This is a genomic window from Ralstonia edaphi (genome assembly GCF_958350185.1).
GTDB classification, from domain to species: Bacteria; Pseudomonadota; Gammaproteobacteria; order Burkholderiales; family Burkholderiaceae; genus Ralstonia; species Ralstonia edaphi.
Genome location: NZ_CATWHI010000005.1, coordinates 132,366 through 148,145 on the forward strand (window position 1 = coordinate 132,366; position 15,780 = coordinate 148,145).

Below are 15,780 nucleotides of genomic sequence, written 5' to 3' on the forward strand. Positions count from 1 at the left end.
CCTTGGTGCAGGAGATTTCCGAGATAACAACGATGAAAACCACACGAGCCAAACGTTCCCTTTCGATCCGCCCGGTCTACGCCTCGGCAGCGCTGCTCTGCGCGGGCGTGTCGATGCATGCCGCAGCGCAAACGTCAGTCACGCTGTATGGCGTGGTCGATAACGCCTTTGCGTATTCGAGCAACCAGGGCGGGCATTCCAACGTCTACATCAATTCGGGCGCCTTGCTGGCCAGCAAGTTCGGCCTGTACGGCACGGAAGATCTGGGCGGTGGCAACACGGCGCTGTTCCGGCTGGAGAGCGGCTTCAACGCCGACACGGGGCAACAAGCCCAAGCCGGGGTCATCTTCAACCGTCAGGCCTACGTCGGCCTGAGCAACACGAACTATGGCCAGGTCACGCTGGGTCGTGCGTACACGCCGTACTTCCAGTACGTCGCATCGCTGGGGCCGACCAACGTGCTGACGGGTGCCACCGGCGCACACCCGGGCGACGTGGACGCGTTGGACACCACGCTGCGCTTCAACAATTCCATCACCTACAGCACGCCGGTGTGGGGCGGTCTGCAGGCTGGCGTGCAATACGGCTTTGGCGAGCAAGCCGGCAGCGTTTCGAACGGCAGCAGCGTGAGCACCGCGCTGCGCTATGACTACCAGGCCTTCTCGTGGGGCGTCGGCTATACGCGCCTGAAGAACGTGTCGAGCGGCACGACGGCCGGCAACTTCAGCAACGTCGGGACGTTCGCCAACAACTCGCCGGTCAACGCCGGCTATGCCACGGCCGACTCTGCTCAGCTCATTGCCACGGCCGCGCGCTACACGTTCGGCAAGCTGATGGTCGGCCTGAACTATTCGAATGTTCAGTACAAGCCGGGCGCGCTGTCGCTGTTCACGCAATCGGCCACGTTCAATACGGTGGGCGCGATTGCCACCTACGATCTGACGCCGGCATTGCGGCTCGCGTTCGGCTACAGCTATACGGCCGAGAAGGCGCGCAACGGCATCAGCTCGCCGGCCAAGTACAACCAGTTCTCGATGGAGCAGCTGTATTCGCTGTCCAAGCGCACCGCGTTCTATGCGATCCAGGCGTATCAGCGCGCCAATGGCCAGACGCTGCGCGCTTCAGGGACGAGCACCTCCATCGTGGATGCGGTGGCGTCGGTGGGCGACTCGCAGAACGGTACGCCGTCGAATGGACGCAGCCAGTTTGTGGGCATGGTCGGCATTCGGCATTCGTTCTGATGCATAACCAGACCTGGCTTGCGCCCGGGCCAGTGCACACGCTGCAGGCCGGCGCGTTGACGATGATCGTCGCGCCGGCAGCCGGTGGCCGCATTGCTTCGCTGGCGTCGGCCGGCGAAGGCGGCCAGCGTGTCGACTGGCTGGCGCCGATGTCGGCGGAGTCCCTGCGCGACGGTTTCGACGGGCTGGCATGGCCCAAGGCCGGTTGCTATCCGCTGCTGCCGTTCTCCAACCGCATCCGCGATGGGCGCTTTGAATGGGGCGGCCGCGCGATCCGTCTCGCGCCGCATCCCGGCCAGGCACATGCCATGCACGGACTGGCGCATGCGCGTGCCTGGACGGTCGAGCAGGTGACAGCGTCGTCGATCGAACTCGGCTTGCGCTATGTGCCAGAGGCAGACAACTGGCCCTGGCCGTTCACCGCCACGCAAACGCTGGTGCTGACTGAATCCGGGCTGGATGCCGTCATGACGCTGCGCAACGATGGCGACAGCAGCATGCCGGCCGGCGGCGGCTTCCATCCATATTTCGCACGCGCGGCCGATACGCGCTTGCAGTTCGATGCTGCGACGATGTGGCCGACCGATGCGGGCGAGGTCGCCGTCCGCCGCGAGCCGGTCACGGCGCGGGAAGATTTCCACCAGGCGCGCGCGTTGCCCGATGCGGCGCTCAGCGTCTACTACAGCGAATGGCAGCGACGCGCCGTGGTGTCCCGCGCGGGCGGCGTGCTCACGCTGAGCGCCGATGATCCGCTCGACCACTTCATCCTCCACGCGCCGCACGGGCAGCCGTATTTCTGCCTGGAGCCCATTTCACACGTGGCCGATGCGATCAATCTGGCGGCGCGGGGGTGGAAAGGCACCGGCCTGCGCGCTCTGGCACCCGGCGAGACGTTGCACATGCGCATGCAAGTGCGCATCGAAACAACGGCCTGAAATGCCTCGGCGCGCTACCGGCGTGCGTCCGCCCACGCGGCTTCCTTGCCGAACCAGTCCGTCAGGAAATCGATAAACGCGGTGACCTTGGCCGACAGGTTGGCGCGCTCCGGATACACCGCAAAGATGTCCGCCACGGGCAGCGCCCAGTCCGTCAGCACCGGCACGAGCCGGCCGGCGCGCACGTGCTCGTGGATGTCCCATTCCGATCGCATCAGGATGCCGTAACCGGCCAGCGCCCAGAGCACGCCGGTTTCGCCGTCGTTCGTGCTGAGCACGCCGCGCACCTTGATGGTTTCCTGTCGAGTGCCGCGCGTGAGGTACCACGTGCCGTAAGCCGCGTCGCTCTCGCGCAGCACGATGCACTGATGTGACTGCAGATCGCGCGGCACCTGCGGCATGCCGGCACGCTTCAGGTAATCGGGCGAGGCGCACAGCACGCGTTTGTTGCTCACGATCTTGCGCGCGACCATGCGTGAATCCGGCACCGTGCCGAACCAGATGCCGATGTCGAACGCCTTGTCGGTCAGGTTGACGGAGCGGTCGGTCAGTTCGAGCTGCACTTCCACCTCCGGATACCGCCGCGCGAATTCCACAATGGCGGGCGCCACATGCCGCCGCCCAAAGCCGAACGTGGCGTTGATGCGCAGCAGACCCTTGGGCGTGCCCCGGCTGCTGGAGACCACCTGCTCCAGCTCCTGCAGCTCTTCGAGCAGGCGTGCGCCGGTCGCCAGATAGATTTCACCTTCGTGCGTGACGCTCAGCCGCCGGGTGGTGCGGTTCAGTAACCGCACGCCGAGCCGCTTTTCCAGCTGCGCCAGGCGCGCGGTGATGGCCGGCGGCGTCACGCCAAGTTCGCGTGCGAGCGCCGCCAGCGAGCCTTGCTTGACGAGCTGCGTGAAAAATTCCAGATCCGATACGCGATCCATTATTCAGATGAAATGAAGAATAGATAAATTTTCGCGCCAATTATAAAACCGTTTTGCATGTCTACACTTCGTCTCGCCAGTGGCCCGGGTCGCCTTCAGTCAGGCGGGTGGGCCGGCCACGCGAATGGGAGGAAGCATGGCGAAGACGCTGTATCAGAAGCTGGTCGAATCGCACACCGTTGCCCAGCTCGATGCGCAGAACGTGCTGCTCTACGCAGACCTGCACATCATGAACGAGTACACCAGCCCGCAGGCCTTCGCCGGCTTGGCGGAAGCGGGCCGCACGGTGGCCGTGCCGGGCCAGCACATGGCCGTGGTGGACCACATCATCCCCACGCACCCGGTGCGCGTGCGGGTCATTCAGGACCCGGCGTCGGCACTGCAGGCGTCCAACTTGGCAAAGAACTGCCGCGAACACGGCGTCGTCCTGTTCGACACCAACGATGCGCTGCAGGGCATCGAGCATGTGATTGCGCCCGAGTTGGGCATGATCCGCCCGGGCATGGTGGTGCTTTGCGGAGACAGCCACACAACGACCTACGGCGCGTTCGGTGCGCTCGGCTTTGGCATCGGCACGTCGGAGGTCGAGCATGTGCTGGCCACACAGACGCTGGTCTACCGGCTGGCGCAGGACATGCGTATCCGTGTAGAAGGCGAACTGCCCGTCGGCACCACGGCAAAAGACCTGATCCTGCACATCATCAGCCGCATCGGCGCGCAGGGTGCACGCGGCTATGTAGTCGAGTTCACGGGCAGTGCCATTGCCGCGCTTTCGATGGAGGCGCGCATGACCCTCTGCAACATGGCTGTCGAAGCCGGCGCGCGCGGCGCACTGATCGCGCCCGATGCCAAGGCCACACGCTACGTGCTCGAACATGCGCGCGACGTGGCGCATACCCATGTAAGCGCCGCGCTGGCGGATTGGCGCCAGTTGTTCAGCGACGCGGATGCGCATTTCGACGTCGAGCACGCCTTTGACGCGCGCGACGTTGCCCCGTACGTGACATGGGGCACCAGCCCTGATCAGGCGATTCCCATCACCGGCAAGATTCCGCACCCCGAAGCCGCCGAGGACGCGTCGGCCCGGGCATTGCGCTATACGGGCCTGCAGGCCGGCGCCGCCATCGAGGGTGTGCCTGTGCAGCGCGTGTTCATCGGCTCGTGCACGAACGCCCGGATTGAAGACCTGCGCGCCGTGGCCAGCCTCGTCAAGGGCCGCCAGGTGGCGCAGGGCGTGCGCGCCATGGTCGTGCCGGGTTCCGGCGCCGTGCGTGTGCAGGCGGAGCAGGAGGGCATTGCCGACATCCTCATCGCCAGCGGCTTTGAATGGCGCCAGCCGGGCTGCTCGATGTGCCTTGCCATGAACGACGACGTTCTCGCCCCCGGTGAGCGCTGCGCCTCGACCACGAATCGCAACTTTGAAGGGCGTCAGGGGCGGGGCGGCATCACGCATCTGATGAGCCCGGCCATGGCCGCGGCCGCTGCCATTACCGGTCGCATCACCGACGTCCGCCAACTGCAATCGCAACCGGCGCAAGCGGAGGCTGCCCATGTCTGACACCAAACGCATCGAAGGCACGGCCGCGCCGCTGCCCACGCCCAACCTCGACACCGACCAGATCATGCCCAAGCAGTTCCTGCGCGGCATCGACAAATCGGGACTCGACAAGGGCCTGCTCTACGACCTGCGCTACGACGCCGATCACCAGTTGCGCAGCGATTGCGTGCTCAACCAGCCGGCGTATCAGGGCACGTCCATCCTCGTGGGCGGCAGCAACTTCGGGTGTGGTTCCAGTCGCGAGCACGCGGTGTGGGGGCTGCAGCAATTCGGCATCCGCGCCGTGATCGCGCCCAGCTTTGGCGAGATCTTCTTCAGCAACGCCATGAACAACCGCCTGCTGCTCGTGATGCTCGACGAGGCGACGGTGGAACGCATCCTGGCCGACGTGTCGGACGCGGCCACGAGCCACATCGCCATCGACGTTGGATCGATGACCGTGCGCAGCCATAGCGTGGAGGTGTCGTTCACGCTGTCCGAACGCCACCGCCACATGTTCCTGCACGGGCTCGACATGATCGGCGCGACGCTCGCACGCTGGAGCGACATCGACGCCTTCCAGCAGGCGCATTGGAAGACGCGCCCGTGGCTGCGCGACATCGCGGCCACCACTCGCGCACGTCTGGCTGCCATGGCGCCGAGCGGCAGCCTCTGAATTTTCCCAACACGTTTTCGCAACCCCACACAGCGACGCCGGCGCTAGTCCACCTCGCGTGAAGACGAGGCGCGCCGCGCGGCTGATCAGGAGACATCATGGAAGCATCCATTCGGGCGCAGGAAGACGCGCGCGCGGGCCTTTGGCGCACGCTCAGCGGCTACAGGATCGGGCCGCTGCCTCTTCCCGTATACGCCACGATTGCCGCCATCACGCTGCTCGCGGCGCTCAACAAGAAGCTGCCCGACGACATGATCGGTGGTTTGGCCGTGCTGATGCTGCTCGGCTTTCTGCTGGGCGAAATCGGTGCGCGGCTGCCGGTGTTCAAGCACATTGGGGGCGCGGCCATTCTTTGTCTATTTGTGCCGTCGGCGCTGGTCGGCTACAAGGTGATCGACCCCGAGATGTTGAAGGCGCTCACGACGACGATGAAGACGGCCAACCTGCAATATCTGTACATCGCGTGCCTGGTGGCGGGCAGCATCCTGGGGATGAGCCATCGCGTGCTGGTGCAGGGCTTCATGCGGATGTTCATTCCGCTCTTGATCGGCACGGCGGCGGCCATCGTGGCGGGTGTGACGGTCGGGCTGTTCTTCGGCTATGACCCCAAGCACACGTTCTTCTTCATCGTCATCCCGATCGTCGGGGGCGGCATTGGCGAAGGCATCTTGCCGCTGTCGATCGGGTATTCCGAGATTCTCGGCCGGCCGCAGGCGGAGCTGATTGCGATGCTGGTACCGGCGGCGCTGCTCGGTAACGTTGTCGCCATCTTGTCGAGCGGCGTGCTGAAATCGCTGGGTGAGAAGCGCCCGCACCTGACCGGCCATGGCGATCTCGTCAAATCCGGCAACGATGCCGATCTGCTGGCCAACGATCGCACCGACGCGCCGCTCAATCTGGGCCTGATGGGCGCCGGCTTGCTGATCAGCTGCGCGTTCTTCATCTTCGGCGCGCTGCTGTCGCGCTTCACCGGCATTCCCGGCCCGATTCTCATGATCGTCAGTGCCGCGCTGCTGAAGGTGTCGAAGGTGCTGCCGCAGAGCATGGAACTGGGCGCTTACCAGATGTACAAGTTCGTCTCGACCAATCTGACGTTCGCGATCCTCGTCGGCCTTGGCGCGTTGTTCGTCTCGTGGAAAGAGCTGCTGGCCGCGTTCACGCCCGGCTATTTCGCGATCTGCGCGGCGACGGTGCTGGCGCTGGTGGCGTCAGGCTTCTTCGTCGGCAAATGGCTGGGGATGTATCCGGTGGAGTCGGGCATCGTGACGGCGTGCCACAGCGGGCTGGGCGGCACGGGCGATGTGGCGATTCTGTCGGCGTCGAATCGCATGGGGCTGATGCCGTTCGCGCAGATCTCGACGCGCATTGGCGGGGCTGCGATGGTGGTGGCCGCGACGATCTTGCTAAAGCTGTTGCACTGAGCAACCGGGCGACGGTAAGTCTGCACAACAAGCGGCCGGCGCGCAGAGCGTCGGCCGTTTTGTTTTCCGAGCACCGAGGCCAGAGCGCATCGCAAATTGCGCAAATGAAAAAGGCCCGACAGTTGCCTGTCGGGCCTTCCATATTCTGGTGGGGCGTGAGTGACTCGAACACTCGACCTACGGATTAAGAGTCCGCTGCTCTACCAACTGAGCTAACGCCCCGCGAAGAAACGAGACTATATCAACCTTTTTTGGATCGCGCTAGTCCTTTGCGCGAATTTTTTTCGAATCGGCGCTGTGACTGCGTAGCACGTCGATGAATTGCGTGAGCCCGTGCGTCGGATGCTTGTCCCGATGGCGCACGATCAGCAGCGGCCGGGCGATGCGCGGCAGGCCGCTGTTCACCTCGACCAGGCGGCCGTCACGCAACGCGTCGGCCACCACGTGGCGCGACAGGCAGCTAATGCCGTAGCCGGCAGCCACCGTGCGCTGGATGGCTTCGGAGTGCCCGAGTTCGAGCGCCACATGCAGCGGGCCGACCACCGAAGCGATGCGGCTGTCGACCAGTTCGCGCGTGCCGGAACCGGGTTCGCGCATCAGCCAGCCGGCTTCGCGCAGCGCTGCGTGCGAGGCCGGCTCCGTCCCTTGGGCGAGCGGGTGCCCCGGCGCCGCCACGATCACCATCTCGTCGTCGATCCATGTTTCGATTTCCAACGCCTCTCCGCGGCACGTGCCTTCGATCAGGCCGATGTCCACCTCGAAACGCTGCACAGCGTCGACCACGTCCTGCGTATTGCCGATCAGCACGTCGAGCTGGCTGTCGGGCGCGATCTCGTGCCGAAAGCCAGCGAGCAGGGCAGGCAACACATAGTTGCCGATCGTGCTGCTGGCCGCGAGCTTCAGGCGCACGTTCGGCTGGGCGGTCGCGTGTTCCAGTGCATCGGCGTGATCGAGCAGCGCTTGCGCTTGCGGCAGAAGCTGCCGGCCCAGCGCATTCAGGTGCAGGCGCCGCGCATGCCGGTCAAACAGCGGATGCCCGAGCGTGGATTCCAGTTCGGCCAGCGCTGCGCTAATGGCTGATTGCGACAGGCCAAGAACTTCCCCGGCAGCGGTGGTCGTCTCACTCTGGGCGATGGCGGCGAAGACGGCCCACTGCCGCAAGGTCACGCGAGGCGCTTTGTTATCCATGAAACTGGTTGAAATTACAAAAATTACCTGTTTTACATGTTATCACGGACTGCATATCGTTATGCGCATAGCGAATAAGCAAGGCACATGTGATGACGATTGCACAGAAACAGCTGGCGCCCCAGGGCATGGCAGCGGGCTTCGATGGGCGGACGCTCGCCAGCGTGGCGGTGTTGTTCGGGTTTGCGGGGGCGGCGGTGGCGCTTGGTGCAATGCCGTGGGCGGGGCATCTCGGCTTGAGCGCGCTGACGCTCGCTATCCTGCTCGGCATGGCTGTGGGCCACGTGCCCGGGCACCAGCGCTGGCTGACGCCCGGTGCGATCCAGTTTGCTCGCCATACGCTGCTGCGTGCCGGCGTGATTCTCTACGGCGCCCGGCTGACGCTGGCGCAGATCCAGGATCTGGGTACGTCAGGCGTGGTGATTCCCCTGGTGGTATTGGCGGCGACGATGCTGGCCGGTACGTGGATCGGCACGCGCTGGTTTCGCCTCACGCGTTCGCAGGCGGTGTTGGTGGCGGCGGGCAGTGCGGTGTGCGGAGCGGCGGCCGTGCTGGCCGTTGCCCCAGCGGTGAAGGCGTCGCCGCGCGAGACGGCTGTGGCGATTGCCAGCGTGGTGCTGTTCGGCACGATCGGCATCTTTCTGTATCCGTGGCTGTACGCGCTGGTTGCGCATGCCGGCGTGGCCATCACGCCCGAGCATTTTGGCGTCTACATCGGTTCGACAATGCACGAGGTCGCGCAGGTGATTGCCGCTGCGCGTCCGTTGGGCGACGACGCCACCAACGCAGCCGTCGTCAGCAAGATGGTGCGTGTGCTGGCGCTGGCTCCGCTGCTGGTGGTACTGGCGTGCACGACGCCTGCGGAAGGGCACACCTCAGCTTCGGCGTCTTCGGAGAATGCGCTTCGTAAAGCCGCCGGCCACGCCTGGAAGGCGATGCCCTGGTTTGCGGTGGGCCTGCTGATCGTGACGCTGCTGAATTCCGCCGGTGCGATCCCCGCTGCATGGCATGCGCCCATCGACGCCATCGACACCGCCATGCTGGCCTGCGCCATGTTTGCCATCGGCACGCAAACGCATGTGCCGATGCTGCTGAAGTCCGGTGTGCGTCCGCTGCTGTGCGCTGCGGTGTTGTGGATCGGTCTGGTGGGCGGCGGCGCGCTCATCAATGTGGGCGTGCGTTGGCTGGTAGGTTGATCAGGCCTCCGAAGCGGTGAGCGGGGGCGGCAAGTTCGCCTCCATGGCGTGCAAGTCGCATCCGATTGCCGACTTGTGCGCCGCGGCTTTTCATTCGTGCGCCGCCGCCTAGTATGAAGTCCTGTGTCTTCGACAAAGGGGCGACCATGCAAGCGCATCCCGTAGTCTCAAGAGATGAATGGCTCATCCAACGCCGGGCGCTGCTGGCCCGCGAGAAAGAGGCCATCCATCTGCGCGACGCCATCAATGCCGAGCGTCAGGCGCTGCCGTGGGTCAAGGTCGATACGGAATACGTGTTCGCGTCGCCGGAAGGTAGGAAGACGCTTGGCGAGCTGTTCGACGGCCGCAGCCAGTTGATGATCTACCACTTCATGTTCGGCCCCGACTGGGATGCGGGCTGCCCCGGATGCTCCTTCTTCTCCGACCATGTCAGCGGGATGCTGCCGCATCTGAACCACCATGACGTGACATTCGTCGCCGTGTCGCGCGCGCCGATGGACAAAATCGCGGCGTACAAGAAGCGCATGGGCTGGCAATTCCCGTGGGTGTCGTCGTTCGGCACGACGTTCAACCACGACTATCGCGTGAGCTTCTCGCAAGACGAACTCGCCAGCGGCTCGGTCGACTACAACTACACGGCCACGCCCCGTGAACAAGCCCACGACGAACTGCCTGGGATGAGCGCGTTCTACAAGGACGCGGACGGCAACGTCTTCCACACGTATTCGACGTATGCGCGCGGCTTGGAAGACATGGTGGGTGCGCTGCTCCTGCTCGATCGCGCGCCGCTCGGCCGCAACGAGACCGGCCCGATGTCATGGGTGCGCCGTCACGACGAATATGAAGACGCACCGAAGACGCACGGGTGCTGCGCGACGTAAGGCGCTCAAGCGGAAGAGGGGAAGAGGCGAAGAGAGGATTTGGTGCCCGAGGCCGGGATCGAACCGGCACGCGCCGATTAGGGCGCAGCGGATTTTAAGTCCGCGGTGTCTACCAATTTCACCACTCGGGCTTGGGGCGGGTGCGAAACAATACACGACACCGATGCCACAAATGAAAACGCCCCGCACGAAGCGAGGCGTTTTGTTATTTTGGCTCCCCGACCTGGGCTCGAACCAGGGACCTACGGATTAACAGTCCGGCGCTCTACCGACTGAGCTATCGGGGAATCGCTGTAGCAGCGAAGAAATGAATTCTAGCTAGTTTCCGATCTGCCCGTCAACACCTTTTTTGCGATGCACGACAAAAAGTGTGTCGGGCAAGTTCGCTCAACGCGTTCAGCCGCGGTCGAGGTACTGTTCCTTGTCCTTCACGTCCTTCCAATCGTCCGCGTCGGGCAAGGGTTGCTTGGTCTTGGTGATGGACGGCCAGCCGGCTTGCGCCAGCTCTGCATTGATGGCGATCCACTTCTGCTGATCGGCGGGCACGTCTTCTTCGGCGTAGATGGCGTTGACCGGGCATTCGGCCACGCAGACGGCGCAGTCGATGCATTCATCCGGATCAATCGTCAGGAAGTTCGGGCCTTCACGGAAGCAGTCGACGGGGCAGACGTCCACGCAGTCGGTGTACTTGCAGCGGACACAGCTTTCGGTAACGACGTGAGTCATTTCGCTTGGAAGTTGATGCTAGGAATTCGTGGGGGCGCGGTCACGGATGCTTGTGCGTTTCCTTGCCGGCAATCCCGCATTGTAACGCACCGGCCGCCCCCGGCTGCTGCGCCATGGGTGTGCTGTCAGACAGTTTTGGCATGTGTTTATGCGCTGGCGCAAGGTTTGTCCAATCCGCTATTGCGCATGCTCGATCACCATCTGCACGCGCGTGATGCCGTTGAAGGTGTTGTTGTCGAGCCGGTAGGCCACATAGGCCGAGGCGCCCAGCGGCTCCGCGTGATTGAACCAGATCGCATCGAAATGCTGCTTGCCGCGGCCAAGCTTGAGCTTGAGGTGCTTGTCTTTCAGCACGGCCTGCGACAGCACATCGAACTCCCCGCAGAAGCTCGGCGCCGGAAAGCCCTGACCCCAGACCTGGGTTTCGAGCAGCTCGACGAACTGCGGCGTGAAGCATTCGGGGTCGGCTTCGCCATCGGTTTCGAGCACGCGCGAGAGCAGGGCTTCGGTCAGCCATTCGCGGCCGACGGCTTCGAAGGTGGCGACGAATGTATCGAAGCCGTCTTCGCGCAGCGTGAGCCCTGCCGCCATGGCGTGGCCGCCAAACTTGACGATCAGCCCTGGGCTGCGCTTGTGAACGGCGTCCAGCGCATCGCGCAGGTGGAAGCCGGGAATCGAGCGGCCCGAGCCCTTGATGACGCCATCGTCGCCGGGCGCGAAGGTGAAGACCGGGCGGTGAAACTTGTCCTTGATACGCGACGCGACGATGCCGATCACGCCCTGGTGCCACGTCTCGTTGTAGACCGCGATCGTGTGGCGGCCCGAGCCATCGAGGGCGTTCATGCTGTCGAGGATGGCGAGGGCCTCCTGCTGCATGCCGGCTTCGATCTCCCGGCGCTCGCGGTTCATGCCGTCGAGTTCGGCGGCGATGGACATGGCGCGGTCGTAGTCGTCGGTGAGCAGGCATTCGATGCCGAGCGACATGTCGGCCAGGCGCCCAGCGGCGTTCAGGCGCGGGCCAAGGCCGAAGCCGAGGTCGAACGTCGACGCGCGGCTTGCTTCGCGGCCGGCCACGCGGAACAGCGCGGCGATGCCCGGGCACATCCGCCCGGCGCGCATGCGCTTGAGGCCCTGCGCGACGAGCAGACGGTTGTTGGCGTCGAGCTTGACCACGTCGGCCACGGTGCCGAGTGCCACCAGGTCGAGCAGCGTGTCAAGGCGCGGCTGATCCTGCGGCGTGAACACACCGCGCTTGCGCAGCTCCGCCCGCAGCGCCAGCAGTACGTAGAACATCACGCCGACACCCGCCAGATTCTTGCTCGGGAAGCCGCAGCCCGGCTGGTTCGGGTTGACGATCACGCGCGCCTCGGGCAACTGCGCGCCGGGCATGTGGTGGTCCGTCACGACCACGTCGATACCCAGCGCGTTGGCGGCCGCCACGCCCGCCACGTCGGCGATGCCGTTGTCGACCGTGACCAGCACGTCTGGCTTCTCGCGCGCGGCGAGTGCCACGATTTCCGGCGACAGGCCGTAGCCGTACTCGAAGCGGTTGGGGACGATGTAGCTGACCTGCGCGCCCAGCATGCGCAAGCCGCGTACGCCCACGGCGCAGGCAGTGGCGCCGTCGCAGTCGTAGTCCGCAATGATCAGCAGGCGCTTCTTGGCGGCGATGGCGTCGGCCAGGTAGCACGCCGCGTCGTCAATGCCCTTGAGTTGCGCGGGCGGCAGCAGGTCGGTCAGCTCGGTCGACAGTTCGTCGGGCCGCGCGACACCCCGGGCGGCGAGGATGCGCGCGAGCACGGGATGGATGCCGTGGCCGGCCAACGTGGTGGCGGCGTCAGGAGAATGTGAACGGACAGCGATGCGGGTCATGCGGAATCGGGCTCAGGCGGGCTCAGGCAGGCTCAAGCGGCCATGGAAAGCGGGGACAGCGCGTCGCGCAAGGTGCGGGGGCGACTCAGCGGGTGGCTCAAGCGGCGCAGCCAACCGAACGGGCCATTGGCCAGTTCGCGGCGCGTGACGCGGTAGTGGGCGTAATGCGAGTCGCCGGTCAGCACGAGCGAGACGGCGTCGATGCGGCCGTCGGCCAGCGCATCGGCGGCGGGGGTAAACCAGTCGCGATCGTAGGCGCGCAGCGTTTCGATCCAGTCGTACCAGTCGGCGGAAAGATAGGGCTTGCCGGCGTCGCCCAGCAGCACGGCGGCGCTCGTGTCGTCGAACGGCACCGCGGCCAAGGTTTCGGCGCACAGCTCGGTGGCGTTGCCGGCGTGGCATAAGCCTGCGAAGAACGGATCAGCGCCGATCATGCGCTCGGCAATGGGGCGGGTATCGACCAGCGCGCCCTGGCCGAATAGCCAGACCGAATTCACTAGCAGCAGGCCACGCGCCTCGCGTGCCTGATTGACGGGGTGGTCGTACCACGTCATCTGGATCTCGTTCTGGAACTTGCGCCAGGCGCGCTCCCGCTCGCCCTTGTGCATCCAGATGTCGATGTTGTGGCCGGTGGCGCGCTGCGGCGCGGCGGCAATGAGGTCGCCAAAGGGCGAATCGGCAACGTACCAGCGCGCGGCGTGCGTGGCATCGAGCGTGATACCCATCTCGTCGACCAGGGGGGCGATGGCGGCGCGCAGGGCGTCGGCGTCGGCGGCTTCCAGGCGGAGCTGCGCTGGGTCGAGCATCACCAGATGGTCCCGGGCGGCGTGGATGTGGACCGGCTGCAGGCAGGCCCAGGTACGCGTGTCGGCGGTGCCGCCGTCTGCCAGGCGCATGTACGGCGCCGAGGGCAACGGGGAAATGGGCAGCCCGGCGTGCTTGGCCAGCCAGCGCTCGTGCGGCAGCGTGGGCAGGTAGGCGTCGTCGTGGCGCTCGCGCTCGGCCTCGCGCGCACGTGCGAGCAACCTTTCCAGGCCCGGCAAGGTCAATTGACGGTAAGCGTCGTCGGCCACCTCGGCAGCGGGCGCGCAAAACGGGACAATCAGGGTGAGTTCAGGAATCATGGCTCCGAGATTGTAAACTTCCGGCTCGTTGGCCAGTGAGCCGGACAAATCACACCCACGGGGAACCCCCTTTGAAACTTCCATACGAATGGCAGATCGGCTGGCGGTATACGCGCGCAAGCAAGCGCGCCAGCCGCAACAGCTTCATCTCTTTCATTTCGCTCATCTCCATGCTCGGCATTGCGCTGGGGGTGGCGGCGCTGATCATCGTGCTCTCGGTCATGAACGGCTTCCAGAAGGAAGTGCGGGACCGCATGCTGTCGGTGCTGGCGCATATCGAAGTGATGGCGCCGAACAGTCTGCCGGACTGGCAGCGTACCGCCAATGAGGCGATGCAGAACAAGGAAGTCATCGGCGCGGCGCCCTACGTGGGCGCGCAGGCCATGATCACGCGCGACGAGGCGGTGCGCGGCGTGCTGCTGCGCGGGGTGTCGCCGGCGGACGAGCCGAAGGTGTCCGACATTGCCAAGGATTTCAAATCGGGCACGATCGAGGACCTGAAACCCGGCGAATTCGGCATCGCCCTGGGCAGCCAGTTGGCCAACGGCCTGGGCGTGCATCAGGGGGACAAGGTCACGCTGGTGGCGCCGCAGGGCACCATCACGCCGGCGGGCGTGTTGCCGCGCCTGAAGCAGTTCACGGTGATGGGCATCTTCGAATCGGGCCACTACGAGTTCGACAGCTCGCTGGCGCTGGTCAACATGGAAGACGCCGAACGGCTGTTCCGCCTCGATGGCCCGACCGGCGTGCGTCTGAAGCTGGTCGACATGGACCGCGCCCCGCAGGTGGCCGAAGCCCTGTCGCGCACGTTGTCCGGCGAGCTGTACATTCGCGATTGGTCACGCCAGAACCGCAACTGGTTCGCCGCCGTGAAGACCGAAAAGAAGATGATGTTCATCATCCTCACGCTGATCATCGCCGTGGCGGCGTTCAACCTGGTGTCGACACTCGTGATGACGGTGACGGACAAGCAGGCCGACATCGCCATCCTGCGCACCATGGGCGCACAGCCGGCGTCGATCATGAAGATCTTCATCGTGCAGGGTGTGGCGATCGGGTTTATCGGCACGTTGCTGGGCGTGGGCTTCGGCACGCTCATCGCTTACAACATCGACGTGATCGTGCCGTTCATCGAGCGTCTCTTCCACGTGCAATTCCTGCCGCGTGACATCTATTTCATCAGCGAACTGCCCTCGGACCCCCGCGTGAACGACATTGCGACCATCGGCGTCATTTCCTTCATCCTCGCGTCGGTGGCGACGCTGTATCCAAGCTGGCACGCCTCGCGCGTGAATCCGGCGGAGGCACTGCGCTATGAGTGAGGCTGTCATGACTTCCATGGAAGCGCCGGCCGCGGCGCCGCAGGGTGTGGTGGTGCAAGCCGAAGGGCTGTCCAAGTCGTTCCGCCAGGGCGGCCTGAACGTCGATGTGCTCAAGGGTGTGGACATCCGCATCGGCGTGGGCGAGAAGGTCGCCATCGTCGGCGCGTCGGGCTCGGGCAAAAGCACGCTGCTGCATGTGCTGGGCGGGCTGGATGAACCGACGTCGGGTCGCGTTTCGCTGCTCGGCAAGCCGTTCACGGCCATGAAGGAGCGCGAGCGCAATACGCTGCGCAACCAGGCGCTCGGCTTCGTCTATCAGTTCCACCATCTGCTGCCCGAATTCACGGCGCTGGACAACGTCGCGATGCCGCTGCGCATCCGGGGCGTGGAAGAGGCGCAAGCGCGCCACACCGCACAGGCGATGCTCGAACGTGTGGGTTTGGGCCCGCGCACGGCACACCGTCCGGGCGAGCTGTCCGGCGGCGAGCGCCAGCGCGTGGCGATTGCGCGCGCGCTCGTCGGGTCTCCGGCTTGCGTGCTGGCGGATGAGCCCACCGGCAATCTCGACGATCACACCGCCGGTGAAGTGTTTGACCTGATGCTGGAACTCACACGCACGCTGGGCACGAGCTTTGTCATCGTCACGCACGATATTGAACTGGCCGGCCGTTGCGACCGCATCTTCCGCCTGCGCGACGGCCATCTGCACCAGGAGCGCTGAGCCGGGCGGCA

14 protein-coding genes and 3 tRNA genes are annotated in these 15,780 nt (G+C 65.0%); 9 read left to right on the top strand and 8 right to left on the bottom strand.

Annotated elements, in window-relative coordinates; all coding sequences use genetic code 11:
- Positions 1-32: 32 nt before the first annotated feature.
- Together R2669_RS18140 and R2669_RS18145 are read left to right on the top strand one after the other, a co-directional pair.
- Positions 33-1,241, top strand: coding sequence for a porin (locus R2669_RS18140; protein ID WP_147213590.1), 1,209 nt, complete (start codon positions 33-35; stop codon positions 1,239-1,241).
- On the top strand, positions 1,241-2,176 hold the full coding sequence (locus tag R2669_RS18145; protein WP_316901609.1) for an aldose 1-epimerase: 936 nt from the start codon (positions 1,241-1,243) through the stop codon (positions 2,174-2,176). The genes R2669_RS18140 and R2669_RS18145 overlap by 1 nt, the downstream gene beginning before the upstream one ends.
- A gap of 14 nt (positions 2,177-2,190) precedes the next feature.
- On the opposite strand, the gene R2669_RS18150 is transcribed toward R2669_RS18145, so the two are convergent.
- Positions 2,191-3,105, bottom strand: coding sequence for a LysR family transcriptional regulator (locus tag R2669_RS18150; RefSeq protein WP_147213592.1), 915 nt, complete (start codon positions 3,103-3,105; stop codon positions 2,191-2,193).
- 136 nt (positions 3,106-3,241) lie between these two features.
- On the opposite strand from R2669_RS18150, the gene leuC reads away from it, so the two are divergent.
- From leuC to R2669_RS18165, 3 genes are all read left to right on the top strand, one after another.
- Entirely contained in the window at positions 3,242-4,663 is a 1,422-nt protein-coding gene (gene leuC, locus R2669_RS18155; RefSeq protein ID WP_316901612.1) for a 3-isopropylmalate dehydratase large subunit, read from the top strand.
- Entirely contained in the window at positions 4,656-5,318 is a 663-nt protein-coding gene (leuD, locus tag R2669_RS18160; protein ID WP_147213593.1) for a 3-isopropylmalate dehydratase small subunit, read from the top strand. The genes leuC and leuD overlap by 8 nt, the downstream gene beginning before the upstream one ends.
- A gap of 98 nt (positions 5,319-5,416) precedes the next feature.
- Positions 5,417-6,739: a 2-hydroxycarboxylate transporter family protein gene (locus tag R2669_RS18165; RefSeq protein WP_147213594.1), complete on the top strand. Its 1,323-nt coding sequence runs from the start codon at positions 5,417-5,419 to the stop codon at positions 6,737-6,739.
- A gap of 146 nt (positions 6,740-6,885) precedes the next feature.
- Here the strand turns inward: R2669_RS18165 and R2669_RS18170 are convergent.
- Together R2669_RS18170 and R2669_RS18175 are read right to left on the bottom strand one after the other, a co-directional pair.
- Positions 6,886-6,961 (bottom strand) — tRNA-Lys (locus tag R2669_RS18170).
- A 39-nt stretch (positions 6,962-7,000) separates the two neighbouring features.
- Positions 7,001-7,927 (bottom strand): LysR family transcriptional regulator, encoded by a 927-nt coding sequence (locus R2669_RS18175; RefSeq protein ID WP_316901615.1) that lies wholly within the window; start codon positions 7,925-7,927, stop codon positions 7,001-7,003.
- Positions 7,928-8,019: 92 nt separating this feature from the next.
- Between R2669_RS18175 and R2669_RS18180 the strand changes: the two genes are divergently transcribed.
- Positions 8,020-9,123 (top strand): YeiH family protein, encoded by a 1,104-nt coding sequence (locus R2669_RS18180; RefSeq protein ID WP_316901617.1) that lies wholly within the window; start codon positions 8,020-8,022, stop codon positions 9,121-9,123.
- Between the two features lie 146 nt (positions 9,124-9,269).
- Positions 9,270-10,004 (top strand): DUF899 domain-containing protein, encoded by a 735-nt coding sequence (locus R2669_RS18185; RefSeq protein ID WP_316901619.1) that lies wholly within the window; start codon positions 9,270-9,272, stop codon positions 10,002-10,004.
- Between the two features lie 40 nt (positions 10,005-10,044).
- On the opposite strand, the gene R2669_RS18190 is transcribed toward R2669_RS18185, so the two are convergent.
- The 5 genes from R2669_RS18190 to R2669_RS18210 all read right to left on the bottom strand — a co-directional run bounded on the left by R2669_RS18190 (position 10,045) and on the right by R2669_RS18210 (position 13,726).
- A tRNA-Leu gene (locus R2669_RS18190) sits at positions 10,045-10,135 on the bottom strand.
- An 80-nt stretch (positions 10,136-10,215) separates the two neighbouring features.
- A tRNA-Asn gene (locus tag R2669_RS18195) sits at positions 10,216-10,291 on the bottom strand.
- A gap of 109 nt (positions 10,292-10,400) precedes the next feature.
- A complete protein-coding gene (fdxA, locus tag R2669_RS18200; protein ID WP_009238498.1) occupies positions 10,401-10,730 on the bottom strand; it encodes a ferredoxin FdxA in 330 nt (109 codons plus the stop codon).
- Positions 10,731-10,907: 177 nt separating this feature from the next.
- Entirely contained in the window at positions 10,908-12,602 is a 1,695-nt protein-coding gene (recJ, locus tag R2669_RS18205; RefSeq protein WP_316888029.1) for a single-stranded-DNA-specific exonuclease RecJ, read from the bottom strand.
- A gap of 32 nt (positions 12,603-12,634) precedes the next feature.
- Complete coding sequence (locus R2669_RS18210; protein ID WP_147213599.1) at positions 12,635-13,726, bottom strand: hypothetical protein; 1,092 nt, start codon at positions 13,724-13,726, stop codon at positions 12,635-12,637.
- A gap of 71 nt (positions 13,727-13,797) precedes the next feature.
- Between R2669_RS18210 and R2669_RS18215 the strand changes: the two genes are divergently transcribed.
- Entirely contained in the window at positions 13,798-15,048 is a 1,251-nt protein-coding gene (locus R2669_RS18215; RefSeq protein ID WP_316888026.1) for a lipoprotein-releasing ABC transporter permease subunit, read from the top strand.
- Positions 15,041-15,769: a lipoprotein-releasing ABC transporter ATP-binding protein LolD gene (lolD, locus tag R2669_RS18220; RefSeq protein WP_009238494.1), complete on the top strand. Its 729-nt coding sequence runs from the start codon at positions 15,041-15,043 to the stop codon at positions 15,767-15,769. Before R2669_RS18215 ends, lolD begins: the two co-directional genes overlap by 8 nt.
- Positions 15,770-15,780: the final 11 nt, after the last annotated feature.

Excerpts from the sequence above, each read along its gene's own strand:
- R2669_RS18140 (WP_147213590.1), top strand. The coding sequence starts at position 33 with ATGAAAACCACACGAGCCAAACGTTCCCTTTCGATCCGCCCGGTCTAC.
- R2669_RS18145 (WP_316901609.1), top strand. The coding sequence starts at position 1,241 with ATGCATAACCAGACCTGGCTTGCGCCCGGGCCAGTGCACACGCTGCAG.
- R2669_RS18150 (WP_147213592.1), bottom strand. The coding sequence starts at position 3,105 with ATGGATCGCGTATCGGATCTGGAATTTTTCACGCAGCTCGTCAAGCAA.
- leuC (WP_316901612.1), top strand. The coding sequence starts at position 3,242 with ATGGCGAAGACGCTGTATCAGAAGCTGGTCGAATCGCACACCGTTGCC.
- leuD (WP_147213593.1), top strand. The coding sequence starts at position 4,656 with ATGTCTGACACCAAACGCATCGAAGGCACGGCCGCGCCGCTGCCCACG.
- R2669_RS18165 (WP_147213594.1), top strand. The coding sequence starts at position 5,417 with ATGGAAGCATCCATTCGGGCGCAGGAAGACGCGCGCGCGGGCCTTTGG.
- R2669_RS18175 (WP_316901615.1), bottom strand. The coding sequence starts at position 7,927 with ATGGATAACAAAGCGCCTCGCGTGACCTTGCGGCAGTGGGCCGTCTTC.
- R2669_RS18180 (WP_316901617.1), top strand. The coding sequence starts at position 8,020 with ATGACGATTGCACAGAAACAGCTGGCGCCCCAGGGCATGGCAGCGGGC.
- R2669_RS18185 (WP_316901619.1), top strand. The coding sequence starts at position 9,270 with ATGCAAGCGCATCCCGTAGTCTCAAGAGATGAATGGCTCATCCAACGC.
- fdxA (WP_009238498.1), bottom strand. The coding sequence starts at position 10,730 with ATGACTCACGTCGTTACCGAAAGCTGTGTCCGCTGCAAGTACACCGAC.
- recJ (WP_316888029.1), bottom strand. The coding sequence starts at position 12,602 with ATGACCCGCATCGCTGTCCGTTCACATTCTCCTGACGCCGCCACCACG.
- R2669_RS18210 (WP_147213599.1), bottom strand. The coding sequence starts at position 13,726 with ATGATTCCTGAACTCACCCTGATTGTCCCGTTTTGCGCGCCCGCTGCC.
- lolD (WP_009238494.1), top strand. The coding sequence starts at position 15,041 with ATGAGTGAGGCTGTCATGACTTCCATGGAAGCGCCGGCCGCGGCGCCG.